The sequence below is a fragment of the Streptoverticillium olivoreticuli subsp. olivoreticuli genome (genome assembly GCF_003391135.1).
In the GTDB taxonomy this organism is placed as follows: Bacteria; Actinomycetota; Actinomycetes; order Streptomycetales; family Streptomycetaceae; genus Streptomyces; species Streptomyces blastmyceticus.
Genome location: NZ_CP031455.1, coordinates 3,277,614 through 3,294,309, shown reverse-complemented (window position 1 = coordinate 3,294,309; position 16,696 = coordinate 3,277,614). Strand labels below are relative to the sequence as shown.

Here is a 16,696-nt window from a genome sequence, read left to right as displayed (position 1 = left end):
GGTACGCCTGCGGCGGGGTGGGGAACAAGCCGGCTAGCCCAGCGTCAGTGCCACCAGCGCCGTCGTCGCCGACGTCTCCGCCAGGGCGCCGAAGACGTCGCCCGTGACCCCGCCGAAGCGGCGTACGCAGTGCCGCAGGAGCAGTTCACCGGCCGTCAGGGCGAGCGCCACCGCGACCGCCGTGCGCAGCGCGCCGTAGGGGCCGGTGGGCAGGCCGGCGGCCGCGCTCGCGCATATCACGAGCCCCGCCGCCGCCACCGCGGCCCGCACCCTTACGACGCCCGCCACGGCCGCGCCCAGCCCCTCCGGCCGTGCCGCAGGGACGCCGGACCTGGACGCGAGGGTCAGGGAGCAGCGCGCGGCCACCGCGGCCACCGCGGCCGCGAGCGCGCCGCGCGCGGGGGCCGCGGTGTAGAGCGAGGCGAGGGCGGCCACCTGGCCGAGGAGGGTCAGCAGCAGGGTGACGACGCCGAACGGCCCGATGTCGGACTGCTTCATGACGCGCAGCGCGTCCTCGGCCGGTTTGCCGCTGCCGAGGCCGTCGGCGACGTCCGCGAGGCCGTCCAGGTGGAGGCCGCGGGTGAGGACCGCGGGCACGGCGGCCGTGGCCACGGCAGCGACCGCGGGGCCCGAGCCGAGCAGCAGGAACAACAGCCCCGCCGCGCCCGCGCAGACACCCACGGCCAGCCCCGCGAGCGGTGCCGCGAGCATGCCGCCGCGCGCCGCCGCCCGGTCCCAGCGGGCGACCCGTACGGGCAGGACGGTCAGGGTGCCGAAGGCGAACCGGAGGGCCTCGCCGGGGGTCGCGCGGGCAGAAGTCGTGTCGGTCATCGCGGGCACCCTATCCCGCCACCTCAGGGCAGTAGGTTTGCTGGTGAGAGGCGTTCGGGAGCGGGAGATCCATGGACCACTGGTTGGCGCGCAACATTGTCGAACCGGGCAAACTGCCCCTGCTGCTCGCGCTGACCGCCTTCGTCCTGACGTTCCTGGTGACCCGGGTGATCACCCGGCTGATCCGGGCGGGCCGGGGCCCCTTCCGCAACATCAGGCCCGGCGGGCTGCATGTGCACCATGTGGTGCCCGGCATCGTCCTGATGGTCGTCGGCGGCTTCGGGGCGGTCGCGGAGGGCCGGCACGGCTTCGGGGCCTCGGTGTCGGCCGTGCTCTTCGGCACCGGCGCCGGGCTGGTGCTCGACGAGTTCGCGCTCGTCCTGCACCTGGACGACGTGTACTGGACGGAGCAGGGCCGCAAGAGCGTCGAGGTCGTGGTGATGACGGCGGCGCTGGTGGGGCTGGTGCTCTCCGGCTTCCTGCCGTTCGGCGTGAACGAGCTGACCCCGGACGAGCTCCAGAACCGCAGCATCGTGGTGACCAACTTCGTGGCCAACTTCCTGATCGCCCTCTTCGCCCTCGCCAAGGGCAAGCCGCGGATCGCCGTGATCGGCTGTGTCGTGCCGCTGGTGGCGCTGATCGGCGCGGTGCGGCTGGCCCGGCCCGGGTCACCGTGGGCGCGGCGGTTCTACCGCAACCGGCCACGGGCCCGCCGCAAGGCGCGGGTGCGCGCCTACCGCCACGACGCCCGCTGGGCGGCGGTGCGCAACCGCCTTCACGACCTGCTGGCGGGCGCCCCGGACCGCTGACCGTCCTCCTCGTACGCGTCGGGCCCGGGCTTGCCCCGCCTGCGCACCTCGTCGGCGACGCACACCACGAGCATCGCCAGGACCGCCGCGATGTGCTCCTTGCCCGCCAGATTCGGCTTGATCACGGCCTCCGCCACCATGGCGAGCACCACCGTGCCGCAGGTGAACCAGGCCCGGTAGCGCCAGGAGACGTACACCGCCAGCCCCACGACCGCCGCCGAGGGCCCGGTGTCGATGACCTTGGCGGCCTCCGGCGGCAGCCCGAAGACGGAGTCCGGCCCGATGTGGATGGCCAGCCGCGCGTACATCGTCCCGGCGAGCGTGGCGAGGTAGGAGACGGCCAGCGTGCGCCACTTGCCCAGGCAGATCTCCGCGATGCCGAAGACCAGCAGGAGCTGCGCCAGCGCGCCCCACACCGGCAGGTCCAGGGCGGGGACGAACAGCGACAGCGGGGTCCGCAGCAGCGCCAGCCACCAGGGCAGCTGCGCCTGTACGGACCCCAGCTTCTGCACCGGCTCGAAGCCCCAGGGCTGGTTCTGCACCAGCTGGAAGACCGAGGTCAGGACCACGGCGGTGAGCGTCATCGGGATGGCGCGGAGCCGCTTGCGCACGAGTGCCCGCCGGACGGTGCCGACGAGCGGACCCCATTCGGTGAACGCGGCGCGACGCAGCGCCGCGCGGTTCATCGCGGGCTCTCCAGATGCTTGCGGTTGAGCCACTTGGGCAGCCCCGGGGCCTCCAGGAAGCCCTCGGCCCGGGCGCTCGCGATCCCGATCCGCAGCAGATCGCTGCTCTTTTCGAACAGCATGAAACGAGGTTCCCAGATGGGGCGGTATTTCGCATTTGCTCGGTAGAGCGACTCGATCTGCCACCAGCGGGAGAAGAAGCTCAGCAGCGAGCGCCAGATGCGCAGCACCGGGCCCGCGCCCAGCCGGGAGCCCCGCTCGAAGACGGACCGGAACATCGCGAAGTTCAGCGACACCTGGGTGATGCCGAGCCCCTTGGCCTGCTGGAGCAGCTCGATGACCATGAACTCCATCAGGCCGTTCTCGGAGTCCCGGTCGCGGCGCATCAGGTCCAGGGACAGGCCCTTGGGGCCCCACGGCACAAAGCTCAGCAGCGCCCGCAGCTCGCCCTCGCCGTCGTGGCACTCCAGCATCACGCAGCGGCCGTCGCCCGGGTCGCCCAGCCGGCCGAGCGCCATCGAGAAGCCGCGCTCGGTCGCCCCGTCGCGCCAGTCGTCGGCGCGCCGCAGCAGCTCGGCCATCTCCGCCTCGGGGATGTCCTCGTGGCGCCGGACGGTGACCGTGTAACCGGCGCGCTTCACCCGGTTGTAGGCCTGGCGCACGGTCCGCATCGCGCGCCCGTCGAGGGTGAACTCGGCGGTCTCCACGATGGCCTCGTCGCCGATCTCCAGGGCGTCCAGGCCGTGCCGGGCGTAGATGGTCCCGGCCTCCTCGCCCGCGCCCATCACGGCCGGCACCCAGCCGTGCTCGCGGGCCTCGGCCAGCCACGGCTCGATGGCGCCGGGCCAGGCCTCGGGGTCGCCGATGGGGTCGCCGGAGGCCAGCGAGACCCCGCCGAGCACGCGGTAGGTCACCGCCGCCTTGCCGCTGGGCGACCAGATGACGCTCTTCTCGCGGCGCAGCGCGAAATAGCCGAGCGAGTCCCGGTCGCCGTGCCTGGCGAGCAGGGCGCGCAGCCGCTCCTCGTCCCCCTCGGTGAGCGGGTCGGTGGCCCGCCGGGCGCGGAAGGCCGCGTACACCACGAGCAGCAGCAGGGCCGTGCTCATGACGTTGATGAAGACGTTCACCCAGCTGGGCGTGGAGACGCCCGGATAGCGCTCCTCGTCCACGGAGATCGAGATCAGCCGCATGAAGCCGTACAGCCAGCGGTCCCAGAAGGTGGAGCGGTACGCGTCGGTGGCCTCGTTGGTCGCCGTCACCAGCAGCGCGGCGGTCAGCGAGGTGACGAGCAGGCCGCCCGCCGCGACGAGCGAGGCGAGCCTGGGGTTGGAGCGGTCGCCCTTGGCGTAGAACTCGCGGCGGCCGGTGATCAGCGCGGCCACGAAGAGACCGGTCATCACCAGCGAGAACCAGTTCAGGCCGTGCCGGTTGAACTGCCCGTCGGTCATGAGCAGCGCCATGAACACCAGGAACAGCCCGGACAGCACCAGATTGAGGATCCACGAGGCGCGCTTGCGCCGGCGCAGGGTGACCGCCATGACGAACGACCACAGCGCCGACGCGAAGCCCGCCGTCAGCAGATAGGGGGTGAAGAACTCGTCGACGTTGTGCCGCCGGATGTCCGCGCCGAACGACACCCACACCGCGCTGAGCAGATTGACGAACGTGACAACGCGCAGGTACCACACGGCGAAAGCGGCGGAACGCCGCGGCCAGGTGCCGGCGGTCGGCGTTCCTTCATCCGGAGTCAAGCGAGCTTCTCCCATGAAAAGTGAGCATATGGGGCACCTTCTGCGGTGAACTGCCGGCGTTCGACGGACCCCCGGGGCACAGGGGCCTGTCAGTCACGCTCCGGGAGTTCGGCCGCCAGGGCCGCGGCCGCCTGCACCAGTGGCAGGGCGAGCAGGGCTCCTGTCCCCTCGCCCACTGTGACGCCATGATCGAGCAAAGGGTTGAGAGCCATCCTGTCGAGCGCCTTCGCCTGGGCCGGATCGCCGCTCGACTGCCCGGCCAGCCACCAGTCGGGCGCGCGGAACGCCACCCGCTGCGCCACGAGCGCGCACGCCGCCGAGACCACTCCGTCGAGGATGACCGGCGTCCGGCGCACCGCGCTCTGCAGCAGGAAACCCGTGGCCGCGGTGAGGTCGGCACCGCCGACCGCGGCCAGCAGCTCGAGCTGGTCGCCCAGCACCGGACGGGCCCGGCGCAGCGCGTCCCGGATCGCCGCGCACTTGCGCATCCACGCCAGGTCGTCGATGCCCGCGCCGCCCCGGCCGGTGACCACGGAGGCGTCCGTGCCGCACAGCGCGCCGATCAGGGTGCCCGCCGCGGTGGTGCCGCCCACGCTGAGGTCGCCCAGGACCACCAGGTCCGTGCCCGAGTCGGCCTCCTCGTCGGCGATCGCCATCCCGGCGCGGAACGCGGCCTCGGCCTCCTCGGCGGTCAGCGCGTCCTCGACGTCGATCCGGCCCGAGCCGCGGCGCACACGGTGCCGCGTGACGTCCTCGGGCAGTCCGTCCGGATCGCAGTCCACGGACATGTCGACGACGCGCAGCCGCGCGCCCGCCCGCCGCGCCAGGATCGCGGCGGTGTTCCGCCCGTCCAGGGTCGCCCGTACGAGCTCGTGCGCACCGCCCTCGGGGCCCGCCGAGACACCCAGCTCCGCGACGCCGTGGTCGCCCGCGAACAGCAGCGCCGTGACCTGCTCGACCGGCTTGACCGGTACGGAGCCCTGCGCCGCGGCGAGCCACTCGCCGAGCTCGTCCAGCCGTCCCAGGGCACCCGGGCGGGGCGTCATGCGCTCCCGCCGCGCTTCGGCGTCCCTGCGGACGCCGGGGTCGGGGCGCTCGATCAGGGTGGCGAAGTCATCAAGATTCAGACCGCTCATCCGCGCAACACTACCCGTGAGGGCGAGGGGTATCCCTGCTCCGGTCGGCCGGCATCGCCGGGCCCGCCGGCGCCGGGGTCACCGCAGGGGGAGCGCCTGCCCCGCCACCACCAGCACCACGTGCTCGCACTCGCCGGCGACCGCCGTGTTCAGGCGGCCCAGCGCGTCGCGGAAACGGCGGCCCGAGGACGTGGCGGGGACGACGCCCGAACCGACCTCGTTGCTGACGGTCACCACCGTGCGGGACGTCGCGCGCAGGGCCGCCACCAGGGCTTCCACCCGGTCGGCGAGCGCGGCGGAGCCGCCGTTCGACCACGTCGCGTCGTCCCACGCCCCGACGGAGTCCATCGCGTCCGTCAGCCACAGCGACAGGCAGTCGATCAGCAGGGGAGGGCCGTCGGCGGTCAGCAGGGGGACGAGGTCGCAGGTCTCCGCCGTGCGCCAGGAACCCGGCCGGCGCTCGCGGTGGAGGGCCACCCGGGCCGCCCAGTCGGCGTCGCCCTCCCGCGTGCCGCCGGTGGCCACGTACAGCACGTCGGGGAAGGACTCCAGCCGCCGCTCCGCCTCCACCGACTTGCCCGACCTGGCACCGCCCAGGACCAGCGTCCGGCGCGGCAGGTCCGGCACCGCGTGGTAGTCGCCGACGACCAGGGTCGTGCCGTCCGGCACGGCCCGCGCGCCCGCGGCGGCCAGCCGCCGGTGCAGCTCACGGCCCGGCGGCACGTCGTGGTCGAGGTGGACGGCCAGCACGTCGGTCGTCGCGGCGACCGCGCCCGCGCCGCGCAGCCGGGCGAGCGCGTCGGGCCGCCCGACGACGTCGAGCAGCACCATGTCGTACGGCTTCGCCCCGACCGGGCCGGCCGGGGCGCCGCCCGGCGGCAGGTAGAGCAGGCGCTCGCCCTCGGGGGCCGTCACCTCGTAACCGGTGCCCGGGGAGTCCAGGGCCATCGCCCGGACCCGGTGCCCGCTGATCAGCGAGAGCTCGCGCCCGTCCGGCACCCGCACCGGGGCGGGCAGCCCCGCCGGGAACTCGACCGACGGCCCGTCGTGCGGGTGCGAGAGCAGCACCTGCCGTACCCCGGCGATCGACCGGCCCGCCCGCGCGGCCGCGAAGGCCGGGCCCGGGGTGAGGTCCAGGAGCAGCGCCCCGTCGACGAGCAGCGCGGTCGCGGCCCGCGCGTCGTCGCCGACGGCGGTGGCGCAGGACGCGCAGGGGCAGCCGGGGCGCGGCAGCCCGTCGGGGGCTCCGGTGCCGAGCAGAGTGAGTTCCACGCCCTGATCGTCTCGCGTCCGCGGACCACGGGCGCGCCGGGCTCACCCTTTCTTGTCGGGCGCGGGCCGTTAGGCTGCGCTGCACGGTTCGGCGTATCCGAGTCCCAGGAGGCGGACATGGCGTGGGTGTGGCGGTTCGAGAAGGCCGACGGGACGGAGACGTCGCCCGCGGTGGAGCCGGAGGACTTCAGCACGCAGGGCGACGCGGAGTCCTGGATCGGTGAGGTCTGGAAGGAGCTCCTCGACGGGGGCGCGGAACAGGTCACGCTGTTCGAGGACGGCACGGAGATCTACAGGATGAGCCTGCGCGCCGCGGTGGACAGCTGACCGCGGCCCCCGCTCCGGGCCGGCCCGGCACCCGTCACGGGTGCCGGGCCGTGCTCACATCTCGCCCAGTGCCACGGTCGCCGTGTGCTCCGAGCCGTCCCGGTCGTACGTCACCTCGGCGCGGTCGCCCGGCTTGAGGCCCGCGAGCGCCACGGTCAGGGACTGCATGGTCGTGATGGGGTCCTTGTTCAGCCGGGTGATGATGTCGCCCGCCTTCAGGCCCGCTTTGTCGGCGGCCCCGCCCGCCCCCACGGAGACCACCGCGACCCCGGCCGGCGTGAAGTCCTGGCCCACGATCGTCCGCGCGGTGATGTCCAGCGCGGCGCGGCCGGATTCGACGACCTTGCCGCTCTTGATGATCTGACCGGCGATGGTGTGCACCGTCGCGGCGGGGATCGCGAAGCCGATGCCGGGCGCGGCGCCCTGTCCCAGCTCCGGGTCGGTGGCCGCGAGCGTCGGGATGCCGATGACCTGACCGGCGAGGTTGACGAGGGCGCCGCCGCTGTTGCCGGGGTTGATGGCCGCCGACGTCTGCACCATGTTGGCGATGGTCGCGCCGGTGCCTCCGCCGCTGCGGCCCTCGCTGACCGTACGGCCCACGGCCGAGACGATGCCCTGGGTGACGCTGCTGGACAGGCCCAGCGGATTGCCCATGGCCAGCACGATCTGGCCGACCTCGACCTTGGCGGAGTCGCCGAGCGTGGCGGGCTTGAGGTTCTTGGGCACGCTGTCGAGCTGGACGACGGCGAGGTCCTGGTCGGGGTAGCTCGACACGAGCCGCGCGCCGACGGCGTCGCCGCCGGTGGCCAGGGTGACCTTGAAGGCGGTGGCGTCGCCGACGACGTGCGCGTTGGTGACGACGTGCCCCTTGTCGTCGTAGACGACGCCGGAGCCGAGGCCCTCGCCGGTGGTGATCTGCACGACGGAGGGCAGGACGTCCTTGACGACCTTCTCGTACGCGGCCTGGAGGTCCCCGGCGGACCCGGCGGCCACGGGGGAGCCGGTGGAAGCGGTGGATCCGGTCGAAGGGGCCGGGGCGGCCGAGTGGTGCACGCCGGAGCACCCGCCGAGGAGAACAGCGGCGCAGACCGTGACGATCAGGCTGCGGGCACGTGAACCGTCCATATCCGGAGTATCACGTCCGTGCCGCCGCCTGTCCCGGCCGGTGAGGCATCGGTGGCCTTCCGCCCCGCGCGCGGGAACGGCGGGCACCGATGAACAGTCAGCGGTGCCCGGAAGGGCCTTCCGCCCCGCGCGGGAACGGCGGGGCGGAGAGCGGCGTGCCGGCCGGGGGTCTCAGCCCCGCACGCCGCAGAGGTGGAGCAGCGCCGCGACCGCCCGGTAGGGGTCGGTCCGGCCCGCCCGGTCCTCCGCCGTCAGCAGCCGGTGGAGTTCCGCGCCGGACGGCGGCCCGTCCGCGTCGCCCGCCTGGTCGGTGAACACCCGCACGCCGTACCACGCGTGGAGCGGCGCCCCGATGCCCGCGAGGGTCGCGGTCAGGTTCTCCAGCCGGTCCGCGCGCACGTCGAGGCCGATGCGGTTGGTGTAGGCGGGCGAGTCGAAGGCCGCCAGCGCGGTCTCCCAGTCACCGGCCAGACCGGGCCGCATCGCCAGCGCGTCGGCGTTCCGCACGACCAGGGACAGCAGGCCGCCGGGCGCGAGCACCCGGGCCAGCCCGGCGAGCATCGGGTCCGGCTCCGGCACGTACATCAGGACGCCGTGGCACAGGACGACGTCGAAGGCGCCGGGCAGGAAGTGCGCGCCGGCGTCCCGGCCGTCGCCCTCGATGATCCGCACCCGCTCCTGGATGCCCTCGGGCTCCGTGGTCAGCGAGTGGCGGACGGCGGCCACCATCCGCGGGTCGGACTCCAGGCCGGTCACCTCGTGACCGGCGCGGGCCAGCCGCAGCGCCTGGGTGCCCTGGCCGAGGCCGACGTCGAGGACGCGCAGCCGGCGGCCCACCGGGAAGCGGGCCGCTATCTGCTCGTCGAGCTGGCGCGCCACCAGCTCCTGGCGGACGGTGTTCCGTACCCCCCCGAGCCCTCGTAGCCAGGCGTCGGCGCCACCGCCGAAACCGGCCGCGAGGGCGGCACCGGTCAGGGCTTTTCCCCGCGCTTGACCATGGGCTTGGGCAGTCGCAGCCGGCGGATCTGGAGCGTGCGCATCAGGCCGTAGGGCACCGCGCCGCGCAGGTTCTCGCTCGGGAAGCGCTGCTTGAGGGCGCGCTTGAGGGTGATGCCCGTGATCACGGAGTTGATGACGATCAGGGCGATGACGACCATCCACGCGAGCAGCACGTACGCCTGGAAGGAGCCGCGGTTGATCATGCTCAGGACGAGGATGACCACGGCGAGGGGGAGGAAGAACTCCGCCACCGAATACCGCGCGTCCACGAAGTCGCGCGCGAAGCGGCGGATCGGGCCCTTGTCGCGGGCCGGCAGGTATCGCTCGTCCCCGTTGGCGAGGGCCTCGCGCTGCTTGGCCAGGTCCACGCGACGGGCCTCGCGGGCGCGCTTGGAGGCGTCCTTGCGGTTGGTCGGCGTGCTGGCCAGACTGCGGCGCTGCGAGGAGGCCTCGCTGCGCTTGGGGGTCGGGCGGCCCTTCGGGGCCTGCGGGTCACGGGGCTGCTGAGACCGGTCCGCGGTCGCCTTGGCGGCTGCGGCCTGCTCATCCTTGGAAGTGGAACGGCTTCGGAACACGAAACCCAAGGGTACGGGGTGCGGGCGGCGGGCCCCCAGCCGCACGGGGGAACGATCCGGCAACGGCGGCGCGTTCACCGTACGGGAGCGGGGTGCGGCGCACCCCCCGGTTCCCCGGTGTCCCCGTACTCCTTGCGCCGGAGAAGGGTGATCTGCTGATCGTCCTGGAGGAGGAGCGCATCGGGGCCCGAACAGTGCGGTAATGGAAGCAGGCCCCGTACTGTGGGTTCTGAAAGATGTGCTGGAGTTCGTAGTCCGTCAGAAGGGGGCGCCCGAGGCCCATGAGCGGTGTCATGAAGCGTATGGGAATGATTTTCCGCGCGAAGGCCAACAAGGCCCTGGACCGGGCCGAGGACCCGCGCGAGACCCTCGACTACTCGTACCAGAAGCAGCTCGAGCTGCTGCAGAAGGTGCGCCGCGGAGTGGCCGACGTCGCCACCTCCCGCAAGCGCCTGGAGCTCCAGCTCAACCAGCTCCAGGGCCAGTCCACGAAGCTGGAGGACCAGGGCCGCAAGGCGCTCGCCCTCGGCCGCGAGGACCTGGCGCGTGAGGCGCTCTCCCGCCGTGCCGCGCTGCAGCAGCAGGTCAGCGACCTGGAGACGCAGCACACCACGCTCCAGGGCGAGGAGGAGAAGCTGACGCTCGCCGCGCAGCGACTCCAGGCCAAGGTCGACGCCTTCCGCACCAAGAAGGAGACCATCAAGGCCACCTACACCGCCGCCCAGGCCCAGACCCGCATCGGCGAGGCCTTCTCCGGCATCTCCGAGGAGATGGGCGACGTCGGCATGGCCATCCAGCGGGCCGAGGACAAGACGCAGCAGATGCAGGCCCGCGCCGGCGCCATCGACGAGCTGCTCGCCTCCGGAGCCCTCGACGACCCCACCGGCACCGCCAAGGACGACATCACCGCCGAGCTGGACCGCCTCTCCGGCGGCTCGGACGTGGAGCTGGAGCTCCAGCGGATGAAGGCCGAGCTCGCGGGTGGCACCAGCGGCACGCAGCAGGCCATCGAGGGCGGCACGGGCGGGCAGGCGCACCAGGCGCAGCCGCAGGACCGGCCGCGCTTCGACAAGCAGTGACCGGGTAGTGATCGGCAGTGAGCCAGCAGGCACCGGACCGAGGGAGACCGTCATGATCGTGCGGATCATGGGGGAAGGACAGGTGAAGCTGGCCGACAGCCACTTCACCGAGCTGAACAGGCTTGACGACGAGCTGCTCGCGGAGATGGAGAGCGGTGACGAGGAAGGCTTCCGCCGCACCCTCGGCTCGCTGCTCGACGCCGTGCGCAGCCTCGGCACCCCCCTGCCCGACGACGCGCTGGAGCCCTCCGAGCTCATCCTCCCCTCGCCCGACGCCTCTCTCGAGGAGGTCAGGGAGATGCTGAGCGACGACGGCCTCATCCCCGGCTGACACCGCGGACCGACCGCCGGCCGCGCCCCGGCCGGCCCCCGCACACTCCAGCACCCGCGGCGCCCCCGCCCCCTGTGGGGCGGGGGCGCGGCTGCCTCCGCCGCCTCCCCGGCGCGCCCCGGTGGCGCGGTGGTGCCGCGAGGCCCCTCCCGATGGGACCCGATGACCTCTCTCGCCGTCACCGGTCTGGCCCGCCCCCGCGGCTGGCTGCGGGCCCACCCGCTCGCCGCCGACTCGCTGCTGGCCGCCGCCACCTTCGCGACCGTCCTCATCGGCTCGGTCGTCAACCGCCGCTCCGGCACCCTGCCCCCGCCGGGTCTCGGCTTCGTCCTGCTGAGCGCCCTGGCCTGCGCCTGCCTCGTGGCGCGCCGTGTGGTCCCGCGGACGGTGCTCTGCGCCACCTCCGCGCTGACGCTCGTCGAGGTCGTCGCGGGCCGTGACGACCTCCCGCGCACCCAGATCGCGATGGCCGTCGTCGTGGCCCTCTACACCGTCGCGTCGCGCACCGAGCGCCCCGCCGCCTGGCGTATCGCCGCGCTCACCGTCGCCCTGCTCGCGGGCATCGTCATGCTCTCCGGGGTGCCGCCCTGGTATTCGCAGGAGAACCTCGGCCTCCTCGCCTGGACCGGCCTGGCCGCCGCCGCGGGCGACGCCGTCCGCAGCCGCCGCGCCTATATCGCGGCGATCGAGGAGCGGGCCGTACGGGCCGAGCGCACCCGCGAGGAGGAGGCCCGCCGCCGCGTCGCCGAGGAACGGCTGCGGATCGCCCGCGAGCTCCACGACGTCGTCGCCCACCACATCGCCCTCGTCAACGTCCAGGCGGGGGTGGCCTCGCACATCATGGACAGCCGCCCCGACCAGGCGAAGGAGGCCCTCGCGCACGTCCGCGAGGCCAGCCGCTCGGCCCTCGCGGAGCTGCGCGCCACGGTCGGCCTGCTGCGGCAGTACGGCGACCCCGAGGCCCCCACGGAACCGGCCCCCGGCCTCGCCTCGCTCGGCCACCTCGTCGACGGCTTCGCCCGCGCGGGCCTGCGCGTCGACGTCGGCACGGCCTCGGAGCTCCCCGGCGGCCCCGGCCCCGGGACGGACGCGGCGGGGGCGGCCGCCGTCGTCGGCAAGCTGCCCGCCGCCGTCGACCTGGCCGCGTACCGCGTGCTCCAGGAGGCCCTGACCAACGTCCAGAAGCACGCGGGACCCGCCGCCCACGCCGCGGTCACCCTCGTACGCGGCCCGGACGCCCTCCTCGTCACTGTCCTTGACGATGGCGGCGACCCGCCCCCGGAACCGGGCCGGCCCGACGGCGCCCCCGGCGGTCACGGTCTGATCGGCATGAACGAACGCGCCTGCGCCCTGGGCGGCACCTGCGAGGCGGGCCCCCGCGACGGCACCCCCGGATTCCGGGTCCGGGTCGTACTGCCGCTCGGCGGCGGTACGGCGGGGGAACCGCGCCTAGGCTGAGGGCCATGCCTGACGAGCCGCCCGCAGAACGCATACGAGTCCTCCTCGCCGACGACCAGGCGCTGTTGCGCAGCGCCTTCCGGGTGCTGGTGAACTCCGAGCCCGACATGACCGTGGTGGGGGAGGCCGCCGACGGCACGGAGGCCGTCGAGCTCGCCCGCCGCCACCTCCCGGACGTCGTCCTGATGGACATCCGGATGCCCGGCACGGACGGCCTCGCGGCCACGCGCGCGATCTGCTCCGATCCCGCCCTCTCGGAGGTGCGGGTGGTGATGCTGACGACCTTCGAGGTCGACGAGTACGTGGTGCAGTCGCTGCGCGCGGGCGCCTCCGGCTTCCTCGGCAAGGGCGCGGAGCCGGAGGAACTGCTGTCCGCGATCCGGATCACCAGGGCGGGGGAGTCGCTGCTGTCACCGGCCGCGACGAAGGGGCTCATCGCGAAGTTCCTGGCGCAGGGCGACCCCGCGCCGCACGACGAGGACCGGGCCGCGACCCGGCTGGGCGCTCTCACGGGGCGTGAGCGCGAGGTCCTGGTGCAGGTTGCCGGAGGCTTGTCGAACGACGAGATAGGCGAGCGGCTCGCTGTCAGCCCGCTGACGGTGAAGACGCATGTGAACCGGGCGATGGCGAAGTTGAGCGCGCGCGACCGGGCCCAACTGGTGGTCATCGCCTACGAGTCGGGCTTGGTGCGCCCGAGGGCGGAGTAGTTCCCAGACCTTCGGGGTACGCAAATTCAGCCCGTGGGGGCACCTCTGGGGGAGGTGGCTGGGGGAGTTTGAGGACAGCGCGCGAAGCGTGCTTCGGGGTCCGGGGCGGAGCCCCGTGCAACGGACCCGCATCCGGACCCCGAAAACCGCTCCCTACGGCAGCGCGAGCATCCGCTCGAGCGCCAGCTTCGAGAAGGCCGCGACCTCCGCGTCGACCTCGATGCGGTTCACGACCTTGCCGTCCGCCAGGGACTCCAGCGCCCAGACCAGATGCGGCAGGTCGATCCGGTTCATCGTGGAGCAGAAGCAGACCGTCTTGTCGAGGAAGACGATCTCCTTGCCCTCATCGGCGAAACGGTTCGCCAGGCGCCGTACGAGGTTGAGCTCCGTGCCGATGGCCCACTTGGAGCCGGCCGGGGCGGCCTCCAGCGTCTTGATGATGTACTCCGTCGAGCCGACGTAGTCCGCCGCCGCCACGACCTCGTGCTTGCACTCGGGGTGCACCAGCACATTGACGCCCGGTATGCGCTCGCGCACGTCGCGCACGGAGTCCAGCGAGAAGCGGCCGTGCACGGAGCAGTGCCCGCGCCACAGGATCATCTTCGCGGCCCGCAGCTGCTCGGCGGTCAGCCCGCCGTTCGGCCGGTGCGGGTTGTAGACGACGCAGTCGTCCAGGGACATGCCGAGGTCACGGACGGCCGTGTTGCGGCCGAGGTGCTGGTCGGGGAGGAAGAGGACCTTCTCGCCCTGCTCGAAGGCCCAGGTCAGGGCGCGTTCGGCGTTGGAGGAGGTGCAGATCGTGCCGCCGTGCTTGCCGGTGAAGGCCTTGATGTCGGCGGAGGAGTTCATATACGAGACGGGGACGGTGGCCTCGGCGACGCCCGCCTCGGTCAGCACGTCCCAGCACTCCGCGACCTGCTCGGCGGTGGCCATGTCGGCCATCGAGCAGCCGGCGGCCAGGTCCGGCAGGACGACCTGCTGGGCGTCGGTGGTGAGGATGTCCGCGGACTCGGCCATGAAGTGCACGCCGCAGAAGACGATGTACTCGGCGTCGGGCCGGGCGGCCGCGTCGCGCGCGAGCTTGAAGGAGTCCCCGGTGACGTCCGCGAACTCGATGACCTCGTCGCGCTGGTAGTGGTGCCCCAGCACGAAGACCTTGTCGCCGAGCCTGGCCTTGGCCGCACGGGCGCGCTCGACGAGGTCCGGGTCGGACGGCGCCGGCAGGTCGCCCGGGCACTCCACGCCGCGTTCGCTCTTGGGGTCGGCGTCGCGGCCGAGCAGCAGGAGCGCGAGGGGGGTGGGCTGGACATCCAAGGGTTGGGCGGTGGTCACGACACGCACCCTTTCTGTTCTGCGGACGGCCCTGACGGCCTTGTCGTCAATTTGACGCTATCTATCATAACCGCTTCACGTCAGTTTGACGATGCCCATTGTGTCGATGTGACGCATTCCCGATCCGGCGTGTGGTGTGCGAGCATGAAAGGCGAGAAGTGACATGGCAGACCCGGAATGAATCCGGGAGGCCGGCGGTTGCAGCCGAGGGCAAGCAGTCCGCACGAAACCCGGGAGTGAAGCAGATGTCCGTTCAGGACGAGAAGACCACTGTGAGCGACGGCATCCTCCTGTCCGACGCCGCGGCCGCCAAGGTCAAGACCCTGCTGGAGCAGGAAGGCCGTGAGGACCTCGCCCTGCGCGTGGCCGTCCAGCCCGGTGGCTGCTCCGGTCTGCGCTACCAGCTCTTCTTCGACGAGCGCTCGCTCGACGGCGATGTCGTCAAGGACTTCGACGGTGTCAAGGTCGTCACCGACCGCATGAGCGCCCCGTACCTGGGCGGCGCCTCCATCGACTTCGTCGACACCATCGAGAAGCAGGGCTTCACGATCGACAACCCCAACGCCACGGGCTCCTGCGCCTGCGGCGACTCCTTCAGCTAAGCGGACCGGCCGCTCGGCACGGCCCGGAACGACGCGCGAAGGCGGCGCCCCCTCCAAGGGGGCGCCGCCTTCGGCGTTCTCCCGCCCGCCACTACCCCTGGGCGGCCGGTACCGGGTCACCCGTGACCGCGTCCACGACCTTCCGGCCGTCCAGCGGCCGGTCCAGTGTCACGGTCTTGTCGAAGCGCTCCGCCATCATCACGCACATCCGGCCGGGCTGCTTCTCCGTGCCGACGACCTTCACCGTCACCGCCGCCGAGGACTGCTCGGCGGAGGCCGCATAGGTGTCGCACATCCCGCCCCAGAAGTGCAGCACGAGCTTCCTGCCGTCCTGGTCGTACGAGTACACCCGCGCGGGCGTCGACTTGGGGCTGCCCGTCGCCGGTGCGCCGGACGGCGCCGAGGGCGCGGCGGACGGCGCCGCGAGGAACTTCGGGTCCACCGCGGGCTGGACGACCGGCACCGTGGCCTCCTGATCCGTCGCCCCCGTCATCCGCACCTGGAAGACCCACGACGGCACCAGCGTCTCCCGCCCCCGCACATACAGCTGGGCGAGCGCGAACGACGCGCTGCGCACCACCGCCGGCTCCCCGCCCGCCTTGACGGACTCCGGGGGGCAGGGCGCGGACGCGTCCGGGGCGGCGGGCACGGCACTCGCGCAGCCGCCGATGGCGACCGGCTGCCCGGGGCCGCTGTGCCTGTTGAGCTCCTTCAGCGCGTCGGTCGCGTTGACCAGCGGATACTCGGCACCCTTCACCGGAGCCTGCAACTGACCGGCGCCCTTGACCAGTTGGGCGTCCGAGGCGACCTCCAGCGTCGTCTGCCGCCCGTACGTCGGCGTGCCGTCCACCACCGGGTCGGCACGGACGGCCCGCACCGCCCCGAAGGTCTGGTGCGCGTCGAGCTTCGCGTCGGACTGGCCGAGGGCCTTCAGCACGGGCGCGGCCGCGTTCTTCGCCTTCTCCTGCGTCACCGCCCGCGCGTCACCCGGCGCGATGCCCCGGTACTGCGGGCAGTTCATGGCGGGGGAGACGAGACCCTTGTCCAGGCCCTTGTCGGGGCCCTTCTCCGGGCCCGAGCCCGGCGGGTGCACACAGCCGCCGCCCGGCGCGCCGTACCGCGAGAACGACCAGTCGCCCGGCCCCTGTTGCTTCACCTGGAGCACCGGCTCGTCGGAACCCGGCGCGCCGCCCACCCGCCAGACGCCCTGCTCGAGCCGGGGCGCGCCCTGCACCGACAGGGCCTTGGCCAGCGACGCCACCTCGTCCGCGCCCACCTGGCCGCCGGGCGCGTAGACCGCCGCCTTCCGTGGCCCGTCCGGCAGTTGGCCCTCCGCCCGGTAGCGCACGCCGTGGGGATCCGGCTCACCCACCGCGATGCCCTGCGAGGAACCGCCGCCCGCGCGATAGCCGTCCAGCACCAGAGGCGGGGGAGGGCCGTCACCGCCCGGCCCGCCGGACGCCTTGGAGTCCCCGTCCGCCGCGGTCGAGGCCCAGTACGCGCCTCCGCCACCGGCCAGCAGCACCGCCGCCGCGACCGACGCCACCGCCAGCCGCGGATGCTTCCGCCGCCCCTTGGGGTCCGGGGTGCGATCGGCGTTGCTGTCCGGCGTGCCGCCCTCGGTGCTCACCACATCGCTCCTTCACTCCGCTCAAAGTCTGTACTGCCCCGTCCCC

Annotated in this window: 17 protein-coding genes; 7 read left to right on the top strand and 10 right to left on the bottom strand. The window is 73.2% G+C overall.

Going from position 1 to position 16,696, the window contains the following annotated elements; all coding sequences use genetic code 11:
• Positions 1-33: 33 nt before the first annotated feature.
• Entirely contained in the window at positions 34-831 is a 798-nt protein-coding gene (locus DXZ73_RS13980; protein ID WP_116211324.1) for an adenosylcobinamide-GDP ribazoletransferase, read from the bottom strand.
• A gap of 71 nt (positions 832-902) precedes the next feature.
• Between DXZ73_RS13980 and DXZ73_RS13975 the strand changes: the two genes are divergently transcribed.
• Positions 903-1,640 carry a hypothetical protein gene (locus DXZ73_RS13975; protein WP_116211323.1) on the top strand — a complete coding sequence of 246 codons (738 nt, stop codon included), beginning with the start codon at positions 903-905 and terminating at the stop codon, positions 1,638-1,640.
• Here DXZ73_RS13975 and DXZ73_RS38795 read toward each other — a convergent pair.
• From DXZ73_RS38795 to DXZ73_RS13955, 4 genes are all read right to left on the bottom strand, one after another.
• Positions 1,607-2,326, bottom strand: a complete 720-nt coding sequence (locus DXZ73_RS38795; RefSeq protein ID WP_205519167.1) for a hypothetical protein — start codon at positions 2,324-2,326, stop codon at positions 1,607-1,609. The two genes, DXZ73_RS13975 and DXZ73_RS38795, sit on opposite strands and share 34 nt — an antisense overlap.
• Complete coding sequence (locus tag DXZ73_RS13965) at positions 2,323-4,092, bottom strand: phosphatidylglycerol lysyltransferase domain-containing protein (RefSeq protein ID WP_116211322.1); 1,770 nt, start codon at positions 4,090-4,092, stop codon at positions 2,323-2,325. The genes DXZ73_RS38795 and DXZ73_RS13965 overlap by 4 nt, the downstream gene beginning before the upstream one ends.
• Before the next feature lie 74 nt (positions 4,093-4,166).
• Entirely contained in the window at positions 4,167-5,213 is a 1,047-nt protein-coding gene (cobT, locus tag DXZ73_RS13960) for a nicotinate-nucleotide--dimethylbenzimidazole phosphoribosyltransferase (RefSeq protein ID WP_116211321.1), read from the bottom strand.
• A 78-nt stretch (positions 5,214-5,291) separates the two neighbouring features.
• Positions 5,292-6,485, bottom strand: a complete 1,194-nt coding sequence (locus DXZ73_RS13955) for a bifunctional adenosylcobinamide kinase/adenosylcobinamide-phosphate guanylyltransferase (RefSeq protein ID WP_116211320.1) — start codon at positions 6,483-6,485, stop codon at positions 5,292-5,294.
• Between the two features lie 117 nt (positions 6,486-6,602).
• On the opposite strand from DXZ73_RS13955, the gene DXZ73_RS13950 reads away from it, so the two are divergent.
• A complete protein-coding gene (locus tag DXZ73_RS13950; protein WP_116211319.1) occupies positions 6,603-6,812 on the top strand; it encodes a hypothetical protein in 210 nt (69 codons plus the stop codon).
• Positions 6,813-6,866: 54 nt separating this feature from the next.
• Here DXZ73_RS13950 and DXZ73_RS13945 read toward each other — a convergent pair whose 3' ends face one another.
• From DXZ73_RS13945 to DXZ73_RS13935, 3 genes are all read right to left on the bottom strand, one after another.
• On the bottom strand, positions 6,867-7,937 hold the full coding sequence (locus DXZ73_RS13945; protein ID WP_116211318.1) for a S1C family serine protease: 1,071 nt from the start codon (positions 7,935-7,937) through the stop codon (positions 6,867-6,869).
• A 171-nt stretch (positions 7,938-8,108) separates the two neighbouring features.
• Entirely contained in the window at positions 8,109-8,816 is a 708-nt protein-coding gene (locus DXZ73_RS13940) for a class I SAM-dependent methyltransferase (RefSeq protein WP_116211317.1), read from the bottom strand.
• Between the two features lie 92 nt (positions 8,817-8,908).
• Positions 8,909-9,511 carry a DUF3043 domain-containing protein gene (locus DXZ73_RS13935; protein WP_116215607.1) on the bottom strand — a complete coding sequence of 201 codons (603 nt, stop codon included), beginning with the start codon at positions 9,509-9,511 and terminating at the stop codon, positions 8,909-8,911.
• Positions 9,512-9,792: 281 nt separating this feature from the next.
• Here DXZ73_RS13935 and DXZ73_RS13930 point away from each other — a divergent pair, with 281 nt between their 5' ends.
• From DXZ73_RS13930 to DXZ73_RS13915, 4 genes are all read left to right on the top strand, one after another.
• Positions 9,793-10,590 carry a PspA/IM30 family protein gene (locus tag DXZ73_RS13930; protein WP_116211316.1) on the top strand — a complete coding sequence of 266 codons (798 nt, stop codon included), beginning with the start codon at positions 9,793-9,795 and terminating at the stop codon, positions 10,588-10,590.
• Positions 10,591-10,642: 52 nt separating this feature from the next.
• Complete coding sequence (gene pspAA, locus DXZ73_RS13925; RefSeq protein WP_116211315.1) at positions 10,643-10,921, top strand: PspA-associated protein PspAA; 279 nt, start codon at positions 10,643-10,645, stop codon at positions 10,919-10,921.
• Positions 10,922-11,083: 162 nt separating this feature from the next.
• Positions 11,084-12,379, top strand: a complete 1,296-nt coding sequence (locus tag DXZ73_RS13920; RefSeq protein WP_116211314.1) for a sensor histidine kinase — start codon at positions 11,084-11,086, stop codon at positions 12,377-12,379.
• Between the two features lie 5 nt (positions 12,380-12,384).
• Positions 12,385-13,086, top strand: coding sequence for a response regulator (locus DXZ73_RS13915; RefSeq protein WP_116211313.1), 702 nt, complete (start codon positions 12,385-12,387; stop codon positions 13,084-13,086).
• 153 nt (positions 13,087-13,239) lie between these two features.
• Here the strand turns inward: DXZ73_RS13915 and nadA are convergent, their stop codons facing one another.
• The gene (gene nadA, locus DXZ73_RS13910) at positions 13,240-14,418 is read right to left on the bottom strand and encodes a quinolinate synthase NadA (RefSeq protein WP_116211312.1); all 1,179 of its coding nucleotides are present in this window, start codon (positions 14,416-14,418) and stop codon (positions 13,240-13,242) included.
• A 245-nt stretch (positions 14,419-14,663) separates the two neighbouring features.
• Between nadA and erpA the strand changes: the two genes are divergently transcribed.
• Positions 14,664-15,020, top strand: a complete 357-nt coding sequence (erpA, locus tag DXZ73_RS13905; protein WP_116215606.1) for an iron-sulfur cluster insertion protein ErpA — start codon at positions 14,664-14,666, stop codon at positions 15,018-15,020.
• Positions 15,021-15,111: 91 nt separating this feature from the next.
• On the opposite strand, the gene DXZ73_RS13900 is transcribed toward erpA, so the two are convergent.
• Entirely contained in the window at positions 15,112-16,650 is a 1,539-nt protein-coding gene (locus DXZ73_RS13900; RefSeq protein WP_116211311.1) for a hypothetical protein, read from the bottom strand.
• Between the last annotated feature and the right edge of the window lie 46 nt (positions 16,651-16,696).

What these genes read in the sequence shown, in the direction of transcription:
- DXZ73_RS13980 (WP_116211324.1), bottom strand. Translation starts at nt 831, where the DNA reads ATGACCGACACGACTTCTGCCCGCGCGACCCCCGGCGAGGCCCTCCGG.
- DXZ73_RS13975 (WP_116211323.1), top strand. Translation starts at nt 903, where the DNA reads ATGGACCACTGGTTGGCGCGCAACATTGTCGAACCGGGCAAACTGCCC.
- DXZ73_RS38795 (WP_205519167.1), bottom strand. Translation starts at nt 2,326, where the DNA reads ATGAACCGCGCGGCGCTGCGTCGCGCCGCGTTCACCGAATGGGGTCCG.
- DXZ73_RS13965 (WP_116211322.1), bottom strand. Translation starts at nt 4,092, where the DNA reads ATGGGAGAAGCTCGCTTGACTCCGGATGAAGGAACGCCGACCGCCGGC.
- cobT (WP_116211321.1), bottom strand. Translation starts at nt 5,213, where the DNA reads ATGAGCGGTCTGAATCTTGATGACTTCGCCACCCTGATCGAGCGCCCC.
- DXZ73_RS13950 (WP_116211319.1), top strand. Translation starts at nt 6,603, where the DNA reads ATGGCGTGGGTGTGGCGGTTCGAGAAGGCCGACGGGACGGAGACGTCG.
- DXZ73_RS13945 (WP_116211318.1), bottom strand. Translation starts at nt 7,937, where the DNA reads ATGGACGGTTCACGTGCCCGCAGCCTGATCGTCACGGTCTGCGCCGCT.
- DXZ73_RS13930 (WP_116211316.1), top strand. Translation starts at nt 9,793, where the DNA reads ATGAGCGGTGTCATGAAGCGTATGGGAATGATTTTCCGCGCGAAGGCC.
- pspAA (WP_116211315.1), top strand. Translation starts at nt 10,643, where the DNA reads ATGATCGTGCGGATCATGGGGGAAGGACAGGTGAAGCTGGCCGACAGC.
- DXZ73_RS13920 (WP_116211314.1), top strand. Translation starts at nt 11,084, where the DNA reads ATGACCTCTCTCGCCGTCACCGGTCTGGCCCGCCCCCGCGGCTGGCTG.
- DXZ73_RS13915 (WP_116211313.1), top strand. Translation starts at nt 12,385, where the DNA reads ATGCCTGACGAGCCGCCCGCAGAACGCATACGAGTCCTCCTCGCCGAC.
- erpA (WP_116215606.1), top strand. Translation starts at nt 14,664, where the DNA reads ATGTCCGTTCAGGACGAGAAGACCACTGTGAGCGACGGCATCCTCCTG.